Below are 18,243 nucleotides of genomic sequence, written 5' to 3'. Positions count from 1 at the left end.
CACCCCGCACCCTATTTCGGAGCGATTATAGTCGTAGCAATCGACTACAGAATCCGTGAAATCCGCTGAAATCCGTGCTAATCAGTGGTCTAGAAACCCACCCCTATCCGAAACCCCGTACCCAGCCGCTGGCCGCTTTGCAGGGCCGTATAAAAATCAACCCGCAGCACTTTGAAGATGTGCTCCACGCCCGCGCCCAGCTCCACGTAGTGGCCGGCCTGGGCGGTAGTGAGGTAGTTGAACGAAACTACTTCCTGCCATTTCAGCTTGCGAAAGAGCGGGACTTTATTGAAGATGAAGCCGTTGAAGTGGTGGTCGTAGTGAGCTTCGAGGTAGGTATTGTTGGTGCTGAAGCGGTAGTAATCCAGCAGCTGGAACTCGCTGAAATTGCCAGCGAGCAGAGTTTGGTTGCCGGAGAAATGGCGGTAGTCGATGAAAGTCATCCCCTCCTGCTTGCCCACGAAGCCGCCCACGCTCACGCGGAAGCTGCTGGCACCCAACAGGCCCAGCGGCACATTGTCGCGCACGCCGGCTTGCAGCAGCAGGTAGCGCACATCGGCCCCCAGCGCGTGCGGCACGGCCAGGCGGCCCTGTACGTTGAAGGTAGGCCACTTTGAGCCGAGGTTGAACTTGCCATCGGGCCGGCTGATGTAGCGCTGGCCAGGCTTGAAATCAGCCGAGAGCGCCACGGTAAGAATGCGGCTGCGGCCAAAGCCGGTATCCGCCAGCTCGTCGCTCACGGGCCGGTTGGGGGTGAAGGCGCGGCCGGGCACGTCGTAGATAAGCCGGTCGGTGGTGTTGTACAGCTCATGGCGGTCGAAGTAGGCGGCGGTGGTGAGCAGGGTCAGGCCGTTCACCGGCTCCGTCAGGTAGCTCAGCTCGGCCCCGTCGCGGCGGTAAAGCTTGGCGTAGTTGCGGTTATCAAACAGCGTGTAGAGCGTGTTGATGAGCGGCGTCACCTGCGAATTCTTGTCAAAATTCTCGATGGTACGGCCGGCTTTCAGGCCGATTTGCTGGCGGCGGGCCGGGTGCAGCTGCCAGCTAGCGTCTAAACTGGGATTCAGCTCGTTGCTGCTGAAACCGTAGCGCAGCACCGGTGTGATGCTGAAATTCCGTCGGTCGTCGGTACGCTTCCGGAAGGTAGCCTGGGCGTTGAGCACGGCGCCTTCCACGGTGTTGTACTGGAAAATACGCGATACCGGCAGCACGTAGAACGACGTCTTCTTGAAGCTGTTGACGTACGTGTAGCCGCCCATCAGCAGGTTGATGGGCTCGAACTCGTTGCGCTTGCGGTCCATCGAGTCCTGGTAAGGGCGCGAGCGGCGGAGGACTTCGGTGCTGTCCTTCACCTGGTAATCCTTCGTTTCCTCGGCCGTGAGGGGCACTGGGCGCACGGCGTCCCAATAGGCCAAGTCGCGCTCGTTCACGCCTTTTTCTACCAGCTGCACCTGGCCGCGCGGCATCTGGGCGAAGATGTCGTTTTTGAGAGAATCGCGCGCGGCCTGCTTCACTTTTTTGCGCACCTGGGCATTGAGGCCGCGCAGGTCGGGCTTGCGTTTGCGGATTTGAGCGGCGGTTTCCTGGCCCACGGGGGCGGCGTTTTTGCCCTCGACTATCACGGGCGGCGCGGCTTTGGGCGCGGGCGGCGTGGGGTAGGTAGGCACCACGTTGGCATAGTTGGAAAGCACGGCCGTGATGTAGCCCGAACCCTTAAAACCCAAGCCCGATAAGTTGGCTGTAACCTGCTGCGACTGAATAAGCCAGACGTTGGCATTGCCCGGCGCGGGCGCGTACTGCTGGGCCAGGTGCAGTTCGTCTACATAGTCGAGCTGGGCATCCTTATCGAGGTGCAAATCGACGGAGTGGATGCGCCACGAGCCGTCCACGATGTAGATGTAGCCCGCAAAAACGGGGTCAGTGCGGCGGCGCGGCAGCACCCGTATTTTGTGCACCAGCACTCCGCCCTGCGGGGTACTGCCCACCAGCTCGTACTTGTAGAACAGCATGGCATTGCCCGCAATGGGCGACACAAAGCCGCGCTCCGAAAACCCGGGGTTTATCAGGTTTTCATAGAAAGTCAGATTGCGCCCCGCGCTGGCCCGGTTGAAGCTAATGCCCCGCGAGTCGCCGCTGATTCGGCTCGACAACATGCGCTCCTTCACGATGTTGGGCTGCGTGAAGCTGAAATCGGACAGGGTTTCGGACAGGTAAAAAATACCTTTCTTAATGTCCGGCCCCAGCTTAAACAAGCCCATAATTTTGGCCGGCGTCTCGTTGATGCGGCCCAGGGCTTTGATGTAGATGCGGGCGCGGTAGGCGGCCACCTCGCGCTTGTGGTAGGCCCGCCACTGCTGCGCCTCCTGGATGATGGCATAAGCCGGGTCGCGGTCGGAGGATTTCACCAGTACCTCGCCCAAGCTGTAGGCCTCGGGCTGGAGCGTGATGTTGACGGTGAGCGTAGAGTCACCGCCCGGCACGCGCACCGGCTCAATATGCTGCTTGTAGCCCACATACTGGAACACCAAATCGTACTGTCCAGCCGGCAGCCGCAGCAGGAACTGGCCCTGCTCGTTGGCCCCCGTGCTAGTGGCCGCGCCGCGCACAGCCACATTGGCAAAGGCCAGGCCCGCCTTGTTGGCCCCGCTCACTGTGCCCCGGATTACGCCGGCGCAGCTGAGAAATGGCGCGGCAATCAGCAGCAGCGCAAGAAGTAACCAGCGTAAAGAAATTTGCAACATAAAATCGATGGGCAGAAAAAAGGCACCCCCAAGGTACGCCCCGCCCGCAACTGATGCATGCGGAGGGCCCAAAGGTTGCCTGACATTGTGCCGCCCGGCCGATGGCAGCGCGTAATAATCAGTACCGGAATTGGTAACGAACCGCCCGGCGCGTTGTTTTCCATTACTTGCCGCCCGAAACCCTGCCCCTCATGTTCAAAAATTCCGATAAAGCCCCCAAGCAGTACACGCCCGGCGAGGCCCTGCAAAAAATCGCCGCCTTCTGCGCCTACCAGGAGCGCAACCAGAAAGAAGTCGAGCAAAAGCTAAAATCCTACGGCCTCGACGAGGACGAAGCCGGCGAAATCATCATCCGCCTGAGCCGCGAAAAGCTACTGGACGAGGAGCGGTTTGCCCAGTCGTTCGTGCGCGGCCACTACCGAAACAAGAAGTGGGGCCGCCGCCGCATCATACAGGAGCTGAAGCAGAAAGGCATCAGCGAATACTGCATCAAATCGGGCCTGAAGGAGATTGATGGCGAAGAATACTACCAGAACCTGGTGGACGTGATGGAGAAAAAGGACCGCCAGGAAAAGGAGAAAAACCCACGCGTGCGCCGCATGAAAATCTCGCAGTACCTCACCGGCAAAGGCTACGAGCAGGACCTGATAAAAATGGCGCTCGATGAGCTGGGCAAAGCGCCGGAAGACGATGAGTAGCATAGAGCGTTCCGGAACGGTCATGCCGAGCGCAGCCGAGGCATCTCGCGTGCCACCACTAACCTATTCTATCAATTGAGTTACTACTCCATGCGAGATGCCTCGGCTGCGCTCAGCATGACCGTTCTACTGCTTCGGCCCCACTCTTGGCATCACCAATTGCTGCCCGATTATCACCCGCCGCCCGGTGAGCGTACGCAGCATGGGCACGAGAATCTGCTCGGCGTTGCGCTGGGTTTCGGCCAGGATGCCTGATTGCAGGGCGGCATTGCGGACCTGCTTTTCGGCGTATTTGTAGCCCTGGTCCACAAGGTCGGCATCCTGAAAAAAGCCGTTTTCGGTACTGAATACGCGGCTTTGGTCGTGGTTCACCTGGAAGGAGCACAGCTCCGGCGCAGGCAGCACCACGCGCACAATGGAGTCGCCCTCAAACACGACATCCTGCGGGCGGATTTTGCGCAGGTCGAGGCAGCCCACGGCTTCGCCGCCCACCACGAGGGCCACTTTGGCATCGGGCAGCAGCGGGTAGCGGCTGGCCCGGCGGTACTCCACAATGTCCTTGAACTTGTAGCGCACCAACTCCAGCTTGCCCAGGGCCTCTACCTGGGTGAGAACCGTGTTGTGCGTCACGGTGACTTTGGGCTCGGTATTCAGCGGGTTGAGGTCGGCGAGGGTGGGGCCTATTTTCTTCCAGAGAAACCAGCCGAGGGCAAGCAGAAACAACAGGGGCAAGAGGCGACGCATGAGGCGGGGCAGCATAGGTGTTAGGATTAGCATCTACTTGTACGAGCGAATTGCCAAAAGCTACTGCTTATCCGGGGTTGTGGCAGCCACAGTGTAGCTTTGGCCGGTGACTCTTTCTTCCTCTCCCCCCGCCCCGGGCCTTGGCCCACGCCTGTGGCGCGGGCACGGCTGGCTGTTGCTGGCCCTCTGGCTGATGGTGCAAGTGGCTTTCCTGCTGCGCTATCACGGCCCGCACTACGCCAACGACAGCGGCCGCTACCTCGAATACGCCGCCAACCTGGCCGAGCACGGCTACTATAAAATCGAACCGGGCACGGCCCCTACGACCATTGCCAACAACGGCATCGGCAATTTTCAGTACGAGCACAACCAGCGTTACATCCTATATCCCTGGTTCCAAAGCGTGTGGCTGCGGCTGCACGCGGGGTGGTGGGGCATTGTGCTGGGGCAGCTGGCTGTTTCGGGCGTAGCTGCCAGGGCCCTGTACCAAGCATTGCGGCAGCTACTGGCCGGCCGGCGCGGTGCGGCCGCGCTGGCAACCGGCTTGTTTATTCTGTGGCCCGACGTGCAGCAGTTCAACAGCTACCTGCTCACCGAATCACTATTCATCAGCTTATCGGTCCTCTCCTTCTGGGCCTTTGTGCAAGTACGCAATGGGGGCTGGCAAGCCTGGGTTACGCTCATCATCCTGCTGTTGCTCACGGCCCTGGTACGGCCCAATGGCTTTGTGGTAACCGGCGCAGCCGTTCTGGCTGGGCTGGCCTCGCTCTACAGTCAGCGCCGCCGGCTATTCTGGCTGGTGGTAGCCGGAGCGGTGCTGGCTACCCCATTGGCAGTGTGGTGGCTTAATTATCAGCTGGTCAGCTTTTTTATCGTCGAAACGTATTTGCGCGGCGAGCTCATGTTTGCTACGCCGGTGTGGGCTATCCACCCAAGCACTCCGTTAGTGTTGCCCCCAGCTGGCCTGGGTCAGATGTCTCGAGTGCTCCACTTTGCGGCCCACAACCCGGGCTTTCTGGCCCGCCTGATGGCCGGCAAGCTGCTAGTATTCTTCAGCAGTGTCAAGCCATATTATTCGCTGGCGCACCGGCTCATCAGCGTACTGGTGCTCTGGCCACTGTACTACCTGGCGTTTCGCGGAGCGCGCCAGGCGCGGGTATGGCTGCCGGCCCGGGCCTTTCTGGTAGGTGTGCCGTTGCTACAGGCCGGCGTTGTCATGCTCACGGTCGATGACTACGACGTGCGCTTCCTGGCCCCGGTGCTGCCCTTCATTTTTGTACTGGCCGCGCTGGAACTACAGCGGCTTTGGCCTGTAAGAACGGTTGCCAAATACGGTCCGCTGCTGGCTAGGCCCTAGCCTCGCGCCCCAAACCGCTCTTCCCAGCCCGCCCAGGCCTGCTGCCCGCCGGTGTGAATAGCCACCACCGTACTACCACGCCGGAAATAACCCTTCCCCACCAAATGCAGCACCCCAAACAGCAGCTTGCCGGTATAAATCGGGTCGAGCAGCACGCCGTGCTGCACCTGAAACTGCTGAATAAACGCCAGCAGCTCGACCGAATACTTGGCGTAGCCGCCGAAGTGATAATCGGTCTGAAGCGAATAATTATCGAAAGCCTGTCCAGCCGTCGCCTGGGTCAGCGCATCAATTTCCGTGCGTAAAAAACCGCCGTTTTTCAGGGCCGCCACGCCCACGGCGTGCTGCTGGCCAGCCAGGCCAGTGAGCAGGCCCGCCAGGGTGCCGCCGGTACCCACGGCCACGGCCAGCGCATCAAAATCAACCTGCTGTCGAATCTCGGCCACCAGCTCGGCGCAGCCGGGCAGGGCCAGCGCATTAGTTCCCCCCTCGGGCAGCACGTAGGCCGGGCCAAAGCGGGCCAGATGCTCCGTCATAAACTCCGGCTCGGGCCGGCGGCGGTAGGCCGTGCGGTCGAGGTAGTGCAGGGCCATGCCATCGGCGGCGGCCCGGACCAGCGTGGGGTTGAGCGTGGACCCCGCCGCCGGCTCATCGCCCCGAATCAAGCCGATGGTGCGGAAGCCCAGCAGCCGGCCGGCCGCCGCCACGGCCGCAATGTGGTTGGAATAAGCCCCGCCAAAAGTGAGCAGCGTGTGGTGGCCCTGCGCACGGGCCGCCGCCAGATTGTACTTGAGCTTGCGGGCCTTGTTGCCGGGCAGGTCCGGGTTCACCAGGTCGTCGCGCCACAGCAGCAGGCGCACGCCGTGGGCGTTGGCTACCGGCTCATCGAGCAGCTGAAGAAGGGATGTAGGCAGCATCGGGACGGCGGTAAAACGAGAAAGGGGACCAAAGAAACAACCGTTCCCCCATCCCCTTTCCCTGATTTTGCACAAAGCAGAAGCTACGCCAGCACCGGCGCGTCGTTCAGCAGCTCGTCGCCGCTGCGCTCGCGGCGGCGTGCTACGTACACGCCCGTGCCCACCAGCACCAGCAGCAGCGCAATGCTGGCCACCAACGACACCGCATTGCCCACAGCGTAAGACTTCGGCTCAAACTTGAACTCAATGGTGTGCGCGCCAGCCGGCACCTGTAGGGCCCGCAGCACGTAATCGGCCCGAATGTGCGGCACCGGCTTGCCATCGATGAAAGCCTGCCAGCCATCGGCGTAATAGATTTCGGAGAACACCACCAGGCCGGCCTGCGTAGCATTGTAGCGGTATTTCAGCTCGTCGGGGCTATAGTTGGTGAGAGCGATGCTGGAGCCGGCAATGTCATAGGTCGCGGCTTTTTGCTGCGGAAATTTGCTGGCATCCACCACCGCTTCGGTGGCCGGGCTCAGGGTACTGAGGGCCGCCATCTCGGCATCGGGGCTGGCCACGGGCTGCACTTCGCTCACAAACCAGGCATTGCCCAGCGCGCCGGGGTTGCGCTGCACTGGCTGCTTGGCGTCACCGGTGATGAGGTAGCGCATGTTCAGCATATTGAGCACCTGCTGGTTATTGTTTGAAATCTGGCGTTCGATAAGGTCCTGGTAGCGGCGCAGCTTGGCCCCGTGGTAGCCACCAATGCTCTTGTGGAAGTATGAAGTCTGGGCTTCGTTGAAGGGATTTTGCACGTTGAGCACGCGGTAGCTCAGGTCCTTATCCTGCAAAATCAGCTGGTCGGCCGGGCTGAGCTGGAATTCCTCGGCAATGGTTTCGCGCTGAAATTTATTGTCGCCGAGGTAGCGCTTATCCACGCCCCACAAATCCACCAGCACCAGCACCACCATAATGGCCGCCGCCGGCACCACTTTCAGTTGTCCTTTCAGGTGGAAATACAGCACGCCCAACGCCGCCCCAATAAAGAGCAGCCCACGCCACACGTCGTTGCGGAGCAAATCGGCGCGGTCGGCGCGCAGCGCGCCCAGCAGCTGCGGCGTGAAACCCTGCTTGGTCAGCTCCCCATCCACGGGCGCGGCAAAATCGAAGCTGAAGCTGGCCAGATAAGCCAGCACGCACAACCCGGCCGCGATAGCGCCGGCATACAGCACCTTGGGCAATAATGCCGAAGCCTCGGCCGAAAGGGGCGCTTTGGTACCCAGTAGCGTGGGCGCAGCGGCCGGCCGGGGCCGCAGGATGCGGCTCAAGGCCAGCGCACCCAGAATGGGCATGGCCAGCTGCGCAATCACCAGCGCCATGCTCACGGCCCGAAACTTATTGTAGCCCGGCAGCAGGTCAAAAATCAGGTAGTTAAACGTTTCAAAGTTCTTACCCCAGGCCAGTAAAATGGACAGCACCGTGCCCGCCAGCAGCCAGTAGCGCGTACGCTTTTCCACCACAAACAGCCCCAGAATGAACAGAAAGCATACCACCGCGCCCATATACACCGGCCCGGCCGTGTAGCTCTGCTGGCCCCAGTAGGTGGGCATCGAACCCAAATATTCCTGCGGCAGGCCTGCTTTGGCCAGGTTAGAATCGGTGCCGAGCGGCATGGAGCTGGCCCCGCCGTAGAAATTGGGAATCAGGAGAGTAATAGTTTCGCCCACACCGTAGCTGTACTGGAACGCGTAGTCGCGGTCCACGCCCGAGCCGGCGTCCTCCGGGTTGGCGGCCGGGGCCTGGCCGGGCGCAGTAGGCGCGGCCGACTTCAACTCACTCGGGCCCCGGTTGCTGTATTTGCTATATTCGGCGGTGGTGTAGAGGCGGCCGAAACTCACACCCACGGCCAGCGCCGCGCCCAGCGCCAGCAGCGCCGTGCGCTTGGCAAAATCGGGCAGGCGGCCCGCCCGCACCGCCGATACCAACTCGATAATGCCGAAAATAGCCACCAGCAGCAGCAGGTAGTACGTAATCTGAAGGTGGTTGACGTGCACGTTCAGCGTGAGGCCCACGGCAAAAAGCGCGGCTCCCAGCCACTTATCGCGGCGGTACGTCACGAGCAGGCCGCCCAGCACCAGCGGCGCGTAGGCCAGGGCCAGGCTCTTGGTGTTGTGGCCAGCGGCCAGAATGGCCAGGTTGTAGCTCGAAAAGCCCAGCGCCACCGCGCCCGCCACCGCAATGAGCGGCCGCACGCCCAGCGCCACCAGCAAAATGTAGCCGCAGAGCAGCGCCAGAAACAGGTTGGCTACCACGGCGGGTAGGCCCAGCGTCATGGCCTTCTGCAAATACCCGGACCAGTCGCCCGGAAAGTGCAGGCTGATAAGGTACGTGGGCATACCCGAGAACATGGAATTGGTCCATAAAGCCTCTTTGCCCATGGCTTTAGCGTACTCCTGCGCCTCGTGCGCCCCCCCTTGGAACTGGGTAATGTCGTGCTGAGCCAGGGTTTTGCCATCGAACATGATGGGCGCGAAATACGCGCAGGCAAGCACCACGAAAAACAACACCGCCAGCACATGCGGCACAGCCCGCTGCCACCACGGCGCGGACGAAACAGAAGGAGCAGAAGCAACAACAGCCATCAGGGCAATTTTGGGGAAAATGAAAACGTGCCCGAAGGTACAGTAGAACCACCCGTAGCCGCTAACGTCCCGGAGTCAATCCCCAAATCCCAAGGCCACTCCAATCTTCCTGAAATTGACCCTACCCTACTTTACTTCCTCAAAATCAATGTATTCCCCACCCTTAAAGTCGTGTGGTTGTTTGCCCTGTTCTGCCACGGGCGGCACATAGTCCACCCGCACTTCGCCGGGCTGGGCATTAGGGCTGCTATCGGGCCGTGCCTGGGGCGGCACCACAAAGCCTCCGTTGCGCATCTGCTTGCGCACAAAGCCGCTTAGCGCCAGCCGCAGCACAATGGGCAGCAGGTATCGAACCGCGAAAAAAATCAGAATGAATATGAGCCAAAATTTCATATAGCTGGAAACGTAAACGCCGCCACAAAGTACGGTCAGCGCCTGCTGACGTGCACTCGGCACTTTTGCTTTACATAAACGGCCCGCTCCGGCTTATCGGTTCCGCAGCGCGAGGGCAACAGTACCATCCAGACCAGCGGTAGGTGAGCGCAGTGATTTCGGGGGAAGCAGGAAAGACTGTTTCCTAATGCAAACGCACGGCCCCGGGTTCGGTTGCTAAATTTTTCTCCAGTTGTGGTTGCGTGGCTTCCGGCCTATTGCCTATCTTTGCAGCCCCATCCAAAACCGTTGGTCGGGAACAAGCCGCTTTAGCTCAGTTGGTAGAGCAGCTCATTCGTAATGAGCAGGTCGTTGGTTCGAGTCCAATAAGCGGCTCCAAATAAAAAGGCCCTGAAACCGCATTGCGGTTTCAGGGCCTTTTTATTTGGAGCAAAGCCATCTGCCGCGCAGTTATTGGAAAACGCGCTGCGAAGCCGCCACTTGGTTGAACGAAGCGACCACGCCCACCGCCTCGGCCAGAAACTCCGGGTTGGCCTCAATATGGTTGCCCACCACCACCACGTCGGCCCCGGCTGCCAGGGCTGCATACAATCTCTCGCCTGAGTTCAGCCCGCCACCCACAATGAGGGGCGCACTCACGGCTTCGCGCACGGCCGCAATCATCGCACCGGATACCGGGTTTTGAGCCCCGCTGCCACCGTCGAGATACATCAGCTTCAGCCCCAGCTGCTCGCCAGCCAGTGCCGTGCAGGCCGCGATACCCGGCTTATTGTGCGGCATGGGTGCGGTACCACTCATGTAGGAAGCCGTGGTAGGCCGGCCCGAATCGACCAGCATATAGCCCGTCGACAGCAGTTGCAAGCCGCTGGCCTTGAGGCGCGGCGCGGCCACCACGTGCTGGCCAATCAAAAAATCAGGGTTGCGGCCCGAGATGAGCGAGAGCAGCAGCAAGCCATCGGCCGGGCCATCGAGGTGCATGCTGTGGCTGGGAAACAGCAGCACCGGCACATCAGAATGGGCCTTGATTAACGTGATAAGGGCAGCTTGGTGCGAACTAAGCACCAGGCTGCCCCCCACAAAAAAGTAATCGACCGGATGCGCCTCACTCAGGCCGAGCAGGTGCAACAGGCTGGTTTCATCCAGGTTGTCCGGGTCGAGCAATACGGCCAGCGCTTTGCGGCCATGCTGCTGCCGGGCACGCAGCGCATCATAAAGACTTAGAAGGGTTAGACGCATCCGAGGAATCAGAAGGAGCAGACGAGGCGACGGGAGAAGCCCCCGTTTCGGCTGTGCCGTAGCCGGGAGAAGTCGCAAGGTCGGCATTTTTGTCCGCCGGGAAAAACTCGCCTACTTTTTTCGTCACCATGGCCAGGGCTACAGCCGCCGCCTGAGCCACCAATACCTTACCGGTATCAGACTGCAGAAATGCCTGAAATACCGAGCCCACTATGCGCGAGCGGGATTTTTTAGCGCAGCCAGCCGGTGCGGACTCGTCGAAAGCCTGCGAGGCAGGCAGCCGGCGGCTGTCGTCGTAAGGCAAATCCTGAAACGGGTCTTCCTCAAACTTCTCATCCGCGTAAGTCGAACCCGCGACAAAGGGCGCGGCAGCAGCCGTCTCCGACGGATTCTCGTCCGGATGCGAAGCCGTGGAGCCAAAGCCCAGGTCATCGGCTTCGTGAGCGTACTGCTGGTATTGCACAAAAGCACGGGCCGATTCTTCTGCGGACTTGTGCGCCAGGTTATCACCTTTTTTGCCCTTCTTATCCTTCTTGCTTTTGCTGTTGGAATAATAATCGGTACCAAACTCGTAGTCGTTATCGGCCGCGCTATGGTCGGCCACGTACTTCTGCTGAACACGCTTGCGCTTCTTGCCGCCAATCAGCTTCGTGATGAGCCATACGCCACCGGCCAGGCCGGCACATACCAGCGCCACCTTGCCCACCACCACCGATTGCTCCTTGATGTGGTCCACGTCGCCGCGCAAGGCGCGCTCATACTCCAGTTTTTTGCGTTCGAGAAATTCTTTTTGCTCGTCGAACAGGGGGTTTTGCAACTCACTCATAAGAAGGTCGGCTTAGGCTTGGCGTTTATCAGATTTGTAAATGGTGTCCTTGAGCACCTTGTTGGCAAGACCTTGGAAGGCCGTTTTATCAACGCCCACCAGCACCAGCACCATCAGTACCAAGTAGAAGCCAGCTACGATACCAAAGCCCCAGTAAGGACTATTTAGCGCGGAATTGAGCGCCAACCCGGCAAATACGCTCACAAAGATTACAAACAACAACCCCAGAATGGCCAGGGTAGCGCCGTGAATAGTGCCCACAAAAATAGTGGATACTTTTTGCTGTATTTCCAGCCGAACCAGGTCGATGCGGGTATCGAGGTAGCCCGTTAGATTACCAATCAAGCTGTCGTTGCGAGGGGTTTTGGAAGTATCGTCGTCGTTAAACATGCGGCGCGAAAAAGGGGTGACACAAGAAAAAATGAGCCCGGCTGTTTCATTGATTTAACAAGAAAAAAAGCATCCGACCGTACCGGTTCTACGGAAAATTTCGGCGCGTGGCTGACTTTTGCCCCCACCTTTGTGTTTGCCGTTAGCGTGAGTCAGAATCATTACCAAGTTCTTGGAGTTGCCCCCACCGCCCCGGCCGCCGATATCAAGCGCGCCTACCGGCAGTTGGTGGTGCGCTACCACCCCGATAAGCACGGCGGCGATGTGCGCTATGAGGAGCAGTTTAAAGCCGTTGCCGTGGCCTATGGCATCCTCGGTGACCCTGCCCGACGGGCCACCTACGACTTCCAGCTAACCCAGGCAGCCCGCCGCGCCGCCGAAGCCCAGCGCCAGCAGCAGCAGCGGCCCGTGTCGCAGCACGTCTACGGCGTACCCATGCCTCCCCCCGCCCCGCTCCGCACCCGTCCTCCCGCTGGCAGCCGCGAGCGGCACTACCAGCGCATTCCGCACCAGCGTCCTTCCTTCAATCGGCGCGACTGGCTTTTCACCCTGCTTTTCATCGCGGGAATTGTGCTGTTTGCCATGGCCGTAAAAGTGACCATGGACCACGTCTCCGCCACCAGCAACTACGCCGATGGGCTGCGAGCCTACGTGCGCGGCGATTGGTCGGCAGCATCCAGCTACCTGGACGAAACGCTGCACTTCCGCCCCGACTACGCGCCCGCCCTGCGACGGCGCGGCGAGCTGGCGCGTTTTCACCTCCACGATGCCCGCGCCGCCCGCGCCGACTTCCAGGCCGCACTCCAGCAGCCCCAATCCCGTCGCCTCACCGCCGACCTGCTCTACCAGCTGGGCCGCTGCGAGGCCACCCTCGGCCGCGCTCGCACCGCCGACTTCAATTACACCCGCTCCCTGGCCCTCGACAGCACCCGCAGCACCGTCTACCTCGCCCGGGGCGAAACCCGCCTGCTCGACCTGCACCAGCCAGCCCTAGCCGTAGCCGATTTCACCACTGGCCTGAGCCAATACCAACGCGCCGGGCGCAAAGCCCCCTGGCATTACACCCAATTGCGTGGCGTGGCCTTCGCCGCCCTCGCCCGCTACCCCGAAGCCCGTTCCGACTACTTCCGAGTGCTCCAGGCCAATCCCACCGATGGCCGCACCCACTTCCTGCTCGGCAAGCTGGCTGCTCACACCAACGATTCCACCGCCGCCTGCGAGTTCTATCGCCGCGCTCTGCAGCTGGGTTACGAATACGCCCGAACCGCCAAGGCCGCCTGCCGTTAGCCCCATCCCCACTACGCAAACAACCGCCGCCGGCCAAAGCCAGCGGCGGTTGCCGAAGTTGCATTCAAAAGCTCAGAAAGCCTTACTGGGGCATCAACACCGTGTTCACTACGTGGATAACGCCGTTGCTCTGCATTACGTCTGCGATAGTCACAGTCGATATGCCGCCTTTTTCGTCCTTCAACTCGATGGTTTTGCCTTTAATCATCGCCGTAAGAGTACCACCGCTCACCGTCTTCAGCGTAGCCTTGCCACCACCAGCCTTGATGGCTTTCTTGAGGTCAGCGGCAGTCATACGGCCAGCCACAACGTGGTAGGTCAGGATTTTGGTCAGCGTAGCCTTATTCTCAGGCTTCACCAGCGTTTCTACCGTGCCAGCAGGTAGTTTGTTGAAGGCTTCGTTAGTAGGAGCAAATACGGTGAAAGGACCAGCGCTGCTTAGCGTTTCAACTAGGCCTGCGGCTTTCACAGCAGCCACCAGCGTCGTGTGGTCTTTCGAGTTAACTGCATTTTCCACGATGTTTTTCGTGGGGTACATAGCCGCACCACCTACCATTACGGTACCGGGCATTTTTTTAGTTTGGGCCGAAACATTGGTAATAGCAGCAGCGCTGAGGAAAGTAACCAAGGCAAGGGAGAACAAAGACTTTTTCATCGGTATAAAGAAATGGTTAGTTTTTTTGATTGATGCATCACCTACGCCATTCCTTCGCCCAGCGGATTGCATCGCCGATAAGTTTTACTAGAAAAATCGTCCAACGCTGATTTATGTCAGCGATTATAAATGACTTGTTCATGCAAGTGGTCACGCATAGCGCAAATACTTAGGGGCTTAGGAAGCAAAATTCAAAAAATGGGGCATAACTCACTGTTGTGCAATCAGCTAACCGCTATTATAGGTACAGCAAAATTTTGGAGGTCAAATTTCGCTACTTGCTGCGCCTGTTTGCCTTGGATTTGACGGCCTCGGATACGGCCCGCCTCATAGGCCTGAGCGTGCGGGCCGTCAATGACCTCTACCTACTGTTGCGCCACCGACTCCTAGCCTGGAGCCCCGCGCCGGCCGAACTCGACGGAGCGGTCGAACTTGACGAGAGCTACTTCGGTACGCGCCGGGTGCACGGCAAACGCGGCCGCGGAGCCAGCGGCAAAACCATCGTCTTCGGCCTGTTTAAACGCGGCAGGCAGGTATCACGGAAATCGTGCCCGACTGCTCGAAAAAGACCTTGCAGGCCATCATACGCGGTAAAATCGACGTAGCCGCGATGGTCAACACCGATGGCTGGCGCGGTTATGATGGGCTGGTAGACGTGGGCTTTGACCGCCACTTCCGCGTCCGCCATGGCCAAGACGAATTCGTGCAAGGCGCCTCGCTCATCAACGGCATCGAGTCCTTCTGGAGCTTCACCAAAGCCCGCCTCCAGTTCAAGGGCGTGCCCAGGCACACCTTCTTACTGCATTTGAAAGTGTCTGGATTTCGCTTCAATCATCGCTACGGGAACCGCTATAAATTGCCCCTTAAATTACTTCGCCAACAGCCCCTATAAACCTGTTTGCTTCCTAAGCCCCATACCTATTCAACATTGTTAGCTTCGGCGTAATCACCATTATCAAGCATGAAAAGTATTTGACAAATGGTAACAACCCAGTCCAAACTCTTTCTGCATCATCGCAGACAGCAAAAATCCTCTTGGTTGCTGGTGAAAGCATCCAAGAGGATTTCCTGTTGTAAGGTTGGCGGCGACCGACTCTCCCACCGGTGAAGGCAGTACCATAGGCGCACCGGGGCTTAACGACTCTGTTCGGAATGGGAAGAGGTGAACACCCGGGCTAAAGCCACCATTGCTGGCGGGGAGTGTGCGTGTTCTATTGCCCTGCTTGCGCAGGAACACACTCCTCAATAACTCGACATAAGGGGACAAAAACGAAACGTATTGTGCGCGCTCGACGCCATCCTCGCGGATGAAAAGAAGCCCTCGGCCACTTAGTACGGCTCAGCTATTCTATTTCTAGTTTTTCACCTGCCGCCTATCAACGTCGTCATCTCCGACGGGCCTTCCATTGGGAAATCTCATCTCCAGGTGAGTTTCGCACTTAGATGCTTTCAGCGCTTATCTCGTCCCAGCGTAGCTACCCGGCGCTGCACCTGGCGGTACAACCGGCGCACCAGCGGCTGGTCCATCCCGGTCCTCTCGTACTAAGGACAGGTCCTGTCAAATTTCCAACGCCCACCACAGATAGGGACCGAACTGTCTCACGACGTTCTGAACCCAGCTCGCGTGCCACTTTAATCGGCGAACAGCCGAACCCTTGGGACCTTCTCCAGCCCCAGGACGTGACGAGCCGACATCGAGGTGCCAAACCTCCCCGTCGATATGAGCTCTTGGGGGAGATCAGCCTGTTATCCCCGGCGTACCTTTTATCCTTTGAGCGATGGCCCTTCCATGCGGAACCACCGGATCACTATATCCGTCTTTCGACCCTGCTCGGCTAGTCGGCCTCACAGTCAAGCCCACTTATGCTATTGCGCTCTGCGTACGGTTACCAAGCGTACTGAGTGGACCTTTGAAAGCCTCCGATACTCTTTTGGAGGCGACCACCCCAGTCAAACTACCCAGCAGCCACTGTCTCCCGGTATTCCGGGATTAGGCATCAGGCACGGCAAGGGCGGTATTTCAACGTTGGCTCCCCGAGAACTAGCGTCCCCGGCTCAGCGCCTCCCGCCTATGCTACACATGCCGAACCCAACACCAATGGCAACCTATAGTAAAGGTGCACGGGGTCTTTCCGTCCCGTGGCGGGTACTCGGCATCTTCACCGAGACTACAATTTCACCGAGCTCACGGCTGAGACAGCGCCCAGATCGTTACACCATTCGTGCAGGTCGGAACTTACCCGACAAGGAATTTCGCTACCTTAGGACCGTTATAGTTACGGCCGCCGTTTACCGGGGCTTCGATTCAAACCTTCGCCTTGCGACTAAGTTCCCCTCTTAACCTTCCGGCACCGGGCAGGTGTCAGACCTTATACGTCCGCTTGCGCGTTAGCAAAGTCATGTGTTTTTGTTAAACAGTCGCCTGGGCCTTTTCACTGCGGCTTCTCGTCTTGCAACGAGGAAGCGACCCTTCTCCCGAAGTTACAGGTCCATTTTGCCGAGTTCCTTGGCCGTGATTCACTCGAGCGCCTCAGGATACTCTCCTTGACTACCTGTGTCGGTTTGCGGTACGGGTAATAATAGCATTAAAACGCTTAGCAGGTTTTCTTGGCAGTCCGATTAGGCACACTATCCGCGTGACCCGAAGGTCGTACGGTACTATCAGCTTTCGGCTAGGTCCGCGTACTTAACTACGGTCCCAATACCTACGGCCTTCAACGGGCACTTCCGTCCGCCCGCGGTGCTTTCACTTCTGCGTCACTGCATCACTTGCTACCATTAGTACAGGAATATTAACCTGCTGTCCATCGAGTGCACCTTTCGGCTTCCCCTTAGGTCCCGACTAACCCAATTCCGATTAGCGTTGAATTGGAAACCTTAGTCTATCGGCGTGCGGGTTTCTCACCCGCATTATCGTTACTCATGCCTACATATGCTTTTCTCCACGCTCCAACATGCCTGACGACACGCCTTCACCGCAAGGAGAATGCTCCCCTACCACGTGATGGTCTTGCACATCACATCCAAAGCTTCGGTACTAGATTTGATGCCCGCGTATTATCGACGCCCGCTCGCTCGACCAGTGAGCTGTTACGCACTCTTTAAAGGAATGGCTGCTTCCAAGCCAACCTCCTGGCTGTCAAAGCAAGTGGACCTCCTTTGTTCAACTTAATCTAGATTTAGGGACCTTAGCTGTTGGTCTGGGTTCTTTCCCTCTCGGCCGGGGACCTTAGCACCCCAGGCCTCACTGCCGTGTATAGCCATTGGCATTCGGAGTTCATCAGGATTCGGTAGGCTCTGACACCCCCTAGTCCTATTGGTAGCTCTACCTCCAATGACCTCAACCACGACGCTGTACCTCAATACATTTCGGGGAGTACGAGCTATTTCTCAGTTTGATTGGCCTTTCACCCCTACCCTCAAGTCATCCAAATCCTTTTCAACGGAAACTGGTTCGGTCCTCCAGTGCGTGTTACCGCACCTTCAACCTGCTCAAGGGTAGCTCACAAAGTTTCGCGTCTACCCCCCCCGACTGCACGCCCTATTCAGACTCGCTTTCGCTGCGGCTCCGCGCCTTAAAGCGCTTAACCTTGCCGGGGAGGAGTAACTCGTAGGCTCATTATGCAAAAGGCACGCTATCAGGACACTAAATCCCTCTAACTGCTTGTAAGCACACGGTTTCAGGTTCTTTTCACTCCGGTATTCCCGGTTCTTTTCACCTTTCCCTCACGGTACTAGTTCACTATCGGTGTCTCAGGAGTATGTAGCCTTAGCGGATGGTGCCGCTCGATTCAGACGGGGTTTCTCCGGCCCCGCCCTACTCAGGATCCCACTACCGTGAATCAGAATTGTCGCTTACCGGACTCTCACCGTCTATGGTGCCGTTTCCCAACGGCTTCAGCTAACTCGATTCAATCAGATGTCGTGGTCCTACAACCCCGGATTGGCCGTAACCAACCCGGTTTGGGCTCCTCCCCGTTCGCTCGCCACTACTTGGGGAATCATTGTTATTTTCTTTTCCTGCAGGTACTTAGATGTTTCAGTTCCCTGCGTTTGCCGCCGCCAGTCAAGCTGGTCAGCTCTCACATCTTCCATGTGAGGGGTTGCCCCATTCGGAAATCTGAGGATTATCGGGTATGTGCCCCTACCCCCAGCTTATCGCAGCTTATCGCGTCCTTCGTCGCCTCTGAGACCCTAGGCATCCCCCGTGTGCTCTTTCTTACTTCTTTTTCGTAAACGCTGCTTCTATTACTAGAAGATGCTTTCTCTATTGCTAGAGCAAGCGCGCTACGCTTCGTTTTTGTTACCCCTTACGTCAAAGAACGTGTACTACTCTAGTATTTAGTAGTGTCGAAGTTGCTTTCCTATTGAAAACAAC

12 protein-coding genes, 1 tRNA gene, 2 rRNA genes and 1 pseudogene are annotated in these 18,243 nt (G+C 58.6%); 5 read left to right on the top strand and 11 right to left on the bottom strand.

Annotation, left to right across the window (positions count from 1 at the left end; all coding sequences use genetic code 11):
- Positions 1–89 precede the first annotated feature (89 nt).
- Positions 90–2,738: a DUF5686 and carboxypeptidase regulatory-like domain-containing protein gene (locus tag KQ661_RS03585; RefSeq protein WP_216679389.1), complete on the bottom strand. Its 2,649-nt coding sequence runs from the start codon at positions 2,736–2,738 to the stop codon at positions 90–92.
- Positions 2,739–2,929: 191 nt separating this feature from the next.
- Here KQ661_RS03585 and KQ661_RS03580 point away from each other — a divergent pair, with 191 nt between their 5' ends.
- Positions 2,930–3,436, top strand: a complete 507-nt coding sequence (locus KQ661_RS03580) for a regulatory protein RecX (protein WP_216679388.1) — start codon at positions 2,930–2,932, stop codon at positions 3,434–3,436.
- A gap of 126 nt (positions 3,437–3,562) precedes the next feature.
- Here the strand turns inward: KQ661_RS03580 and KQ661_RS03575 are convergent, their stop codons facing one another.
- Positions 3,563–4,195 carry a DUF4230 domain-containing protein gene (locus KQ661_RS03575; protein ID WP_235726918.1) on the bottom strand — a complete coding sequence of 211 codons (633 nt, stop codon included), beginning with the start codon at positions 4,193–4,195 and terminating at the stop codon, positions 3,563–3,565.
- A gap of 91 nt (positions 4,196–4,286) precedes the next feature.
- Between KQ661_RS03575 and KQ661_RS03570 the strand changes: the two genes are divergently transcribed.
- Entirely contained in the window at positions 4,287–5,537 is a 1,251-nt protein-coding gene (locus KQ661_RS03570) for a hypothetical protein (protein WP_216685665.1), read from the top strand.
- On the opposite strand, the gene KQ661_RS03565 is transcribed toward KQ661_RS03570, so the two are convergent.
- From KQ661_RS03565 to KQ661_RS03555, 3 genes are all read right to left on the bottom strand, one after another.
- Positions 5,534–6,454, bottom strand: a complete 921-nt coding sequence (locus tag KQ661_RS03565) for a 1-aminocyclopropane-1-carboxylate deaminase/D-cysteine desulfhydrase (RefSeq protein ID WP_216685664.1) — start codon at positions 6,452–6,454, stop codon at positions 5,534–5,536. The two genes, KQ661_RS03570 and KQ661_RS03565, sit on opposite strands and share 4 nt — an antisense overlap.
- Positions 6,455–6,537: 83 nt before the next feature.
- Positions 6,538–9,078 (bottom strand): YfhO family protein, encoded by a 2,541-nt coding sequence (locus KQ661_RS03560; protein ID WP_216685663.1) that lies wholly within the window; start codon positions 9,076–9,078, stop codon positions 6,538–6,540.
- Between the two features lie 126 nt (positions 9,079–9,204).
- A complete protein-coding gene (locus KQ661_RS03555) occupies positions 9,205–9,471 on the bottom strand; it encodes a DUF4834 family protein (protein ID WP_216679384.1) in 267 nt (88 codons plus the stop codon).
- A gap of 302 nt (positions 9,472–9,773) precedes the next feature.
- Between KQ661_RS03555 and KQ661_RS03550 the strand changes: the two genes are divergently transcribed.
- Positions 9,774–9,849, top strand: a tRNA-Thr gene (locus KQ661_RS03550).
- A gap of 72 nt (positions 9,850–9,921) precedes the next feature.
- Here the strand turns inward: KQ661_RS03550 and KQ661_RS03545 are convergent.
- The 3 genes from KQ661_RS03545 to KQ661_RS03535 are packed head-to-tail and all read right to left on the bottom strand — an operon-like array spanning position 9,922 to position 11,923.
- A complete protein-coding gene (locus KQ661_RS03545) occupies positions 9,922–10,707 on the bottom strand; it encodes a geranylgeranylglyceryl/heptaprenylglyceryl phosphate synthase (protein ID WP_216679383.1) in 786 nt (261 codons plus the stop codon).
- Entirely contained in the window at positions 10,679–11,533 is an 855-nt protein-coding gene (locus KQ661_RS03540) for a hypothetical protein (protein ID WP_216685662.1), read from the bottom strand. The genes KQ661_RS03545 and KQ661_RS03540 overlap by 29 nt, the downstream gene beginning before the upstream one ends.
- A gap of 12 nt (positions 11,534–11,545) precedes the next feature.
- The gene (locus tag KQ661_RS03535; RefSeq protein ID WP_216679381.1) at positions 11,546–11,923 is read right to left on the bottom strand and encodes a phage holin family protein; all 378 of its coding nucleotides are present in this window, start codon (positions 11,921–11,923) and stop codon (positions 11,546–11,548) included.
- Positions 11,924–12,070: 147 nt separating this feature from the next.
- Here KQ661_RS03535 and KQ661_RS03530 point away from each other — a divergent pair, with 147 nt between their 5' ends.
- Entirely contained in the window at positions 12,071–13,210 is a 1,140-nt protein-coding gene (locus tag KQ661_RS03530; RefSeq protein ID WP_216685661.1) for a DnaJ domain-containing protein, read from the top strand.
- A gap of 82 nt (positions 13,211–13,292) precedes the next feature.
- On the opposite strand, the gene KQ661_RS03525 is transcribed toward KQ661_RS03530, so the two are convergent.
- Positions 13,293–13,865, bottom strand: a complete 573-nt coding sequence (locus KQ661_RS03525; protein ID WP_216727928.1) for a fasciclin domain-containing protein — start codon at positions 13,863–13,865, stop codon at positions 13,293–13,295.
- Positions 13,866–14,083: 218 nt separating this feature from the next.
- On the opposite strand from KQ661_RS03525, the pseudogene KQ661_RS03520 reads away from it, so the two are divergent.
- Positions 14,084–14,757: pseudogene (locus KQ661_RS03520) on the top strand (IS1595 family transposase).
- Between the two features lie 185 nt (positions 14,758–14,942).
- On the opposite strand, the gene rrf reads toward KQ661_RS03520, so the two are convergent.
- Together rrf and KQ661_RS03510 are read right to left on the bottom strand one after the other, a co-directional pair.
- A 5S ribosomal RNA gene (gene rrf / locus KQ661_RS03515) occupies positions 14,943–15,054 on the bottom strand.
- 120 nt (positions 15,055–15,174) lie between these two features.
- Positions 15,175–18,094, bottom strand: a 23S ribosomal RNA gene (locus KQ661_RS03510).
- Positions 18,095–18,243 lie beyond the last annotated feature (149 nt).

This window comes from Hymenobacter siberiensis (assembly GCF_018967845.1).
In the GTDB taxonomy this organism is placed as follows: domain Bacteria; phylum Bacteroidota; class Bacteroidia; order Cytophagales; family Hymenobacteraceae; genus Hymenobacter; species Hymenobacter siberiensis.
This window is presented reverse-complemented; position numbering and strand designations above follow the sequence as displayed.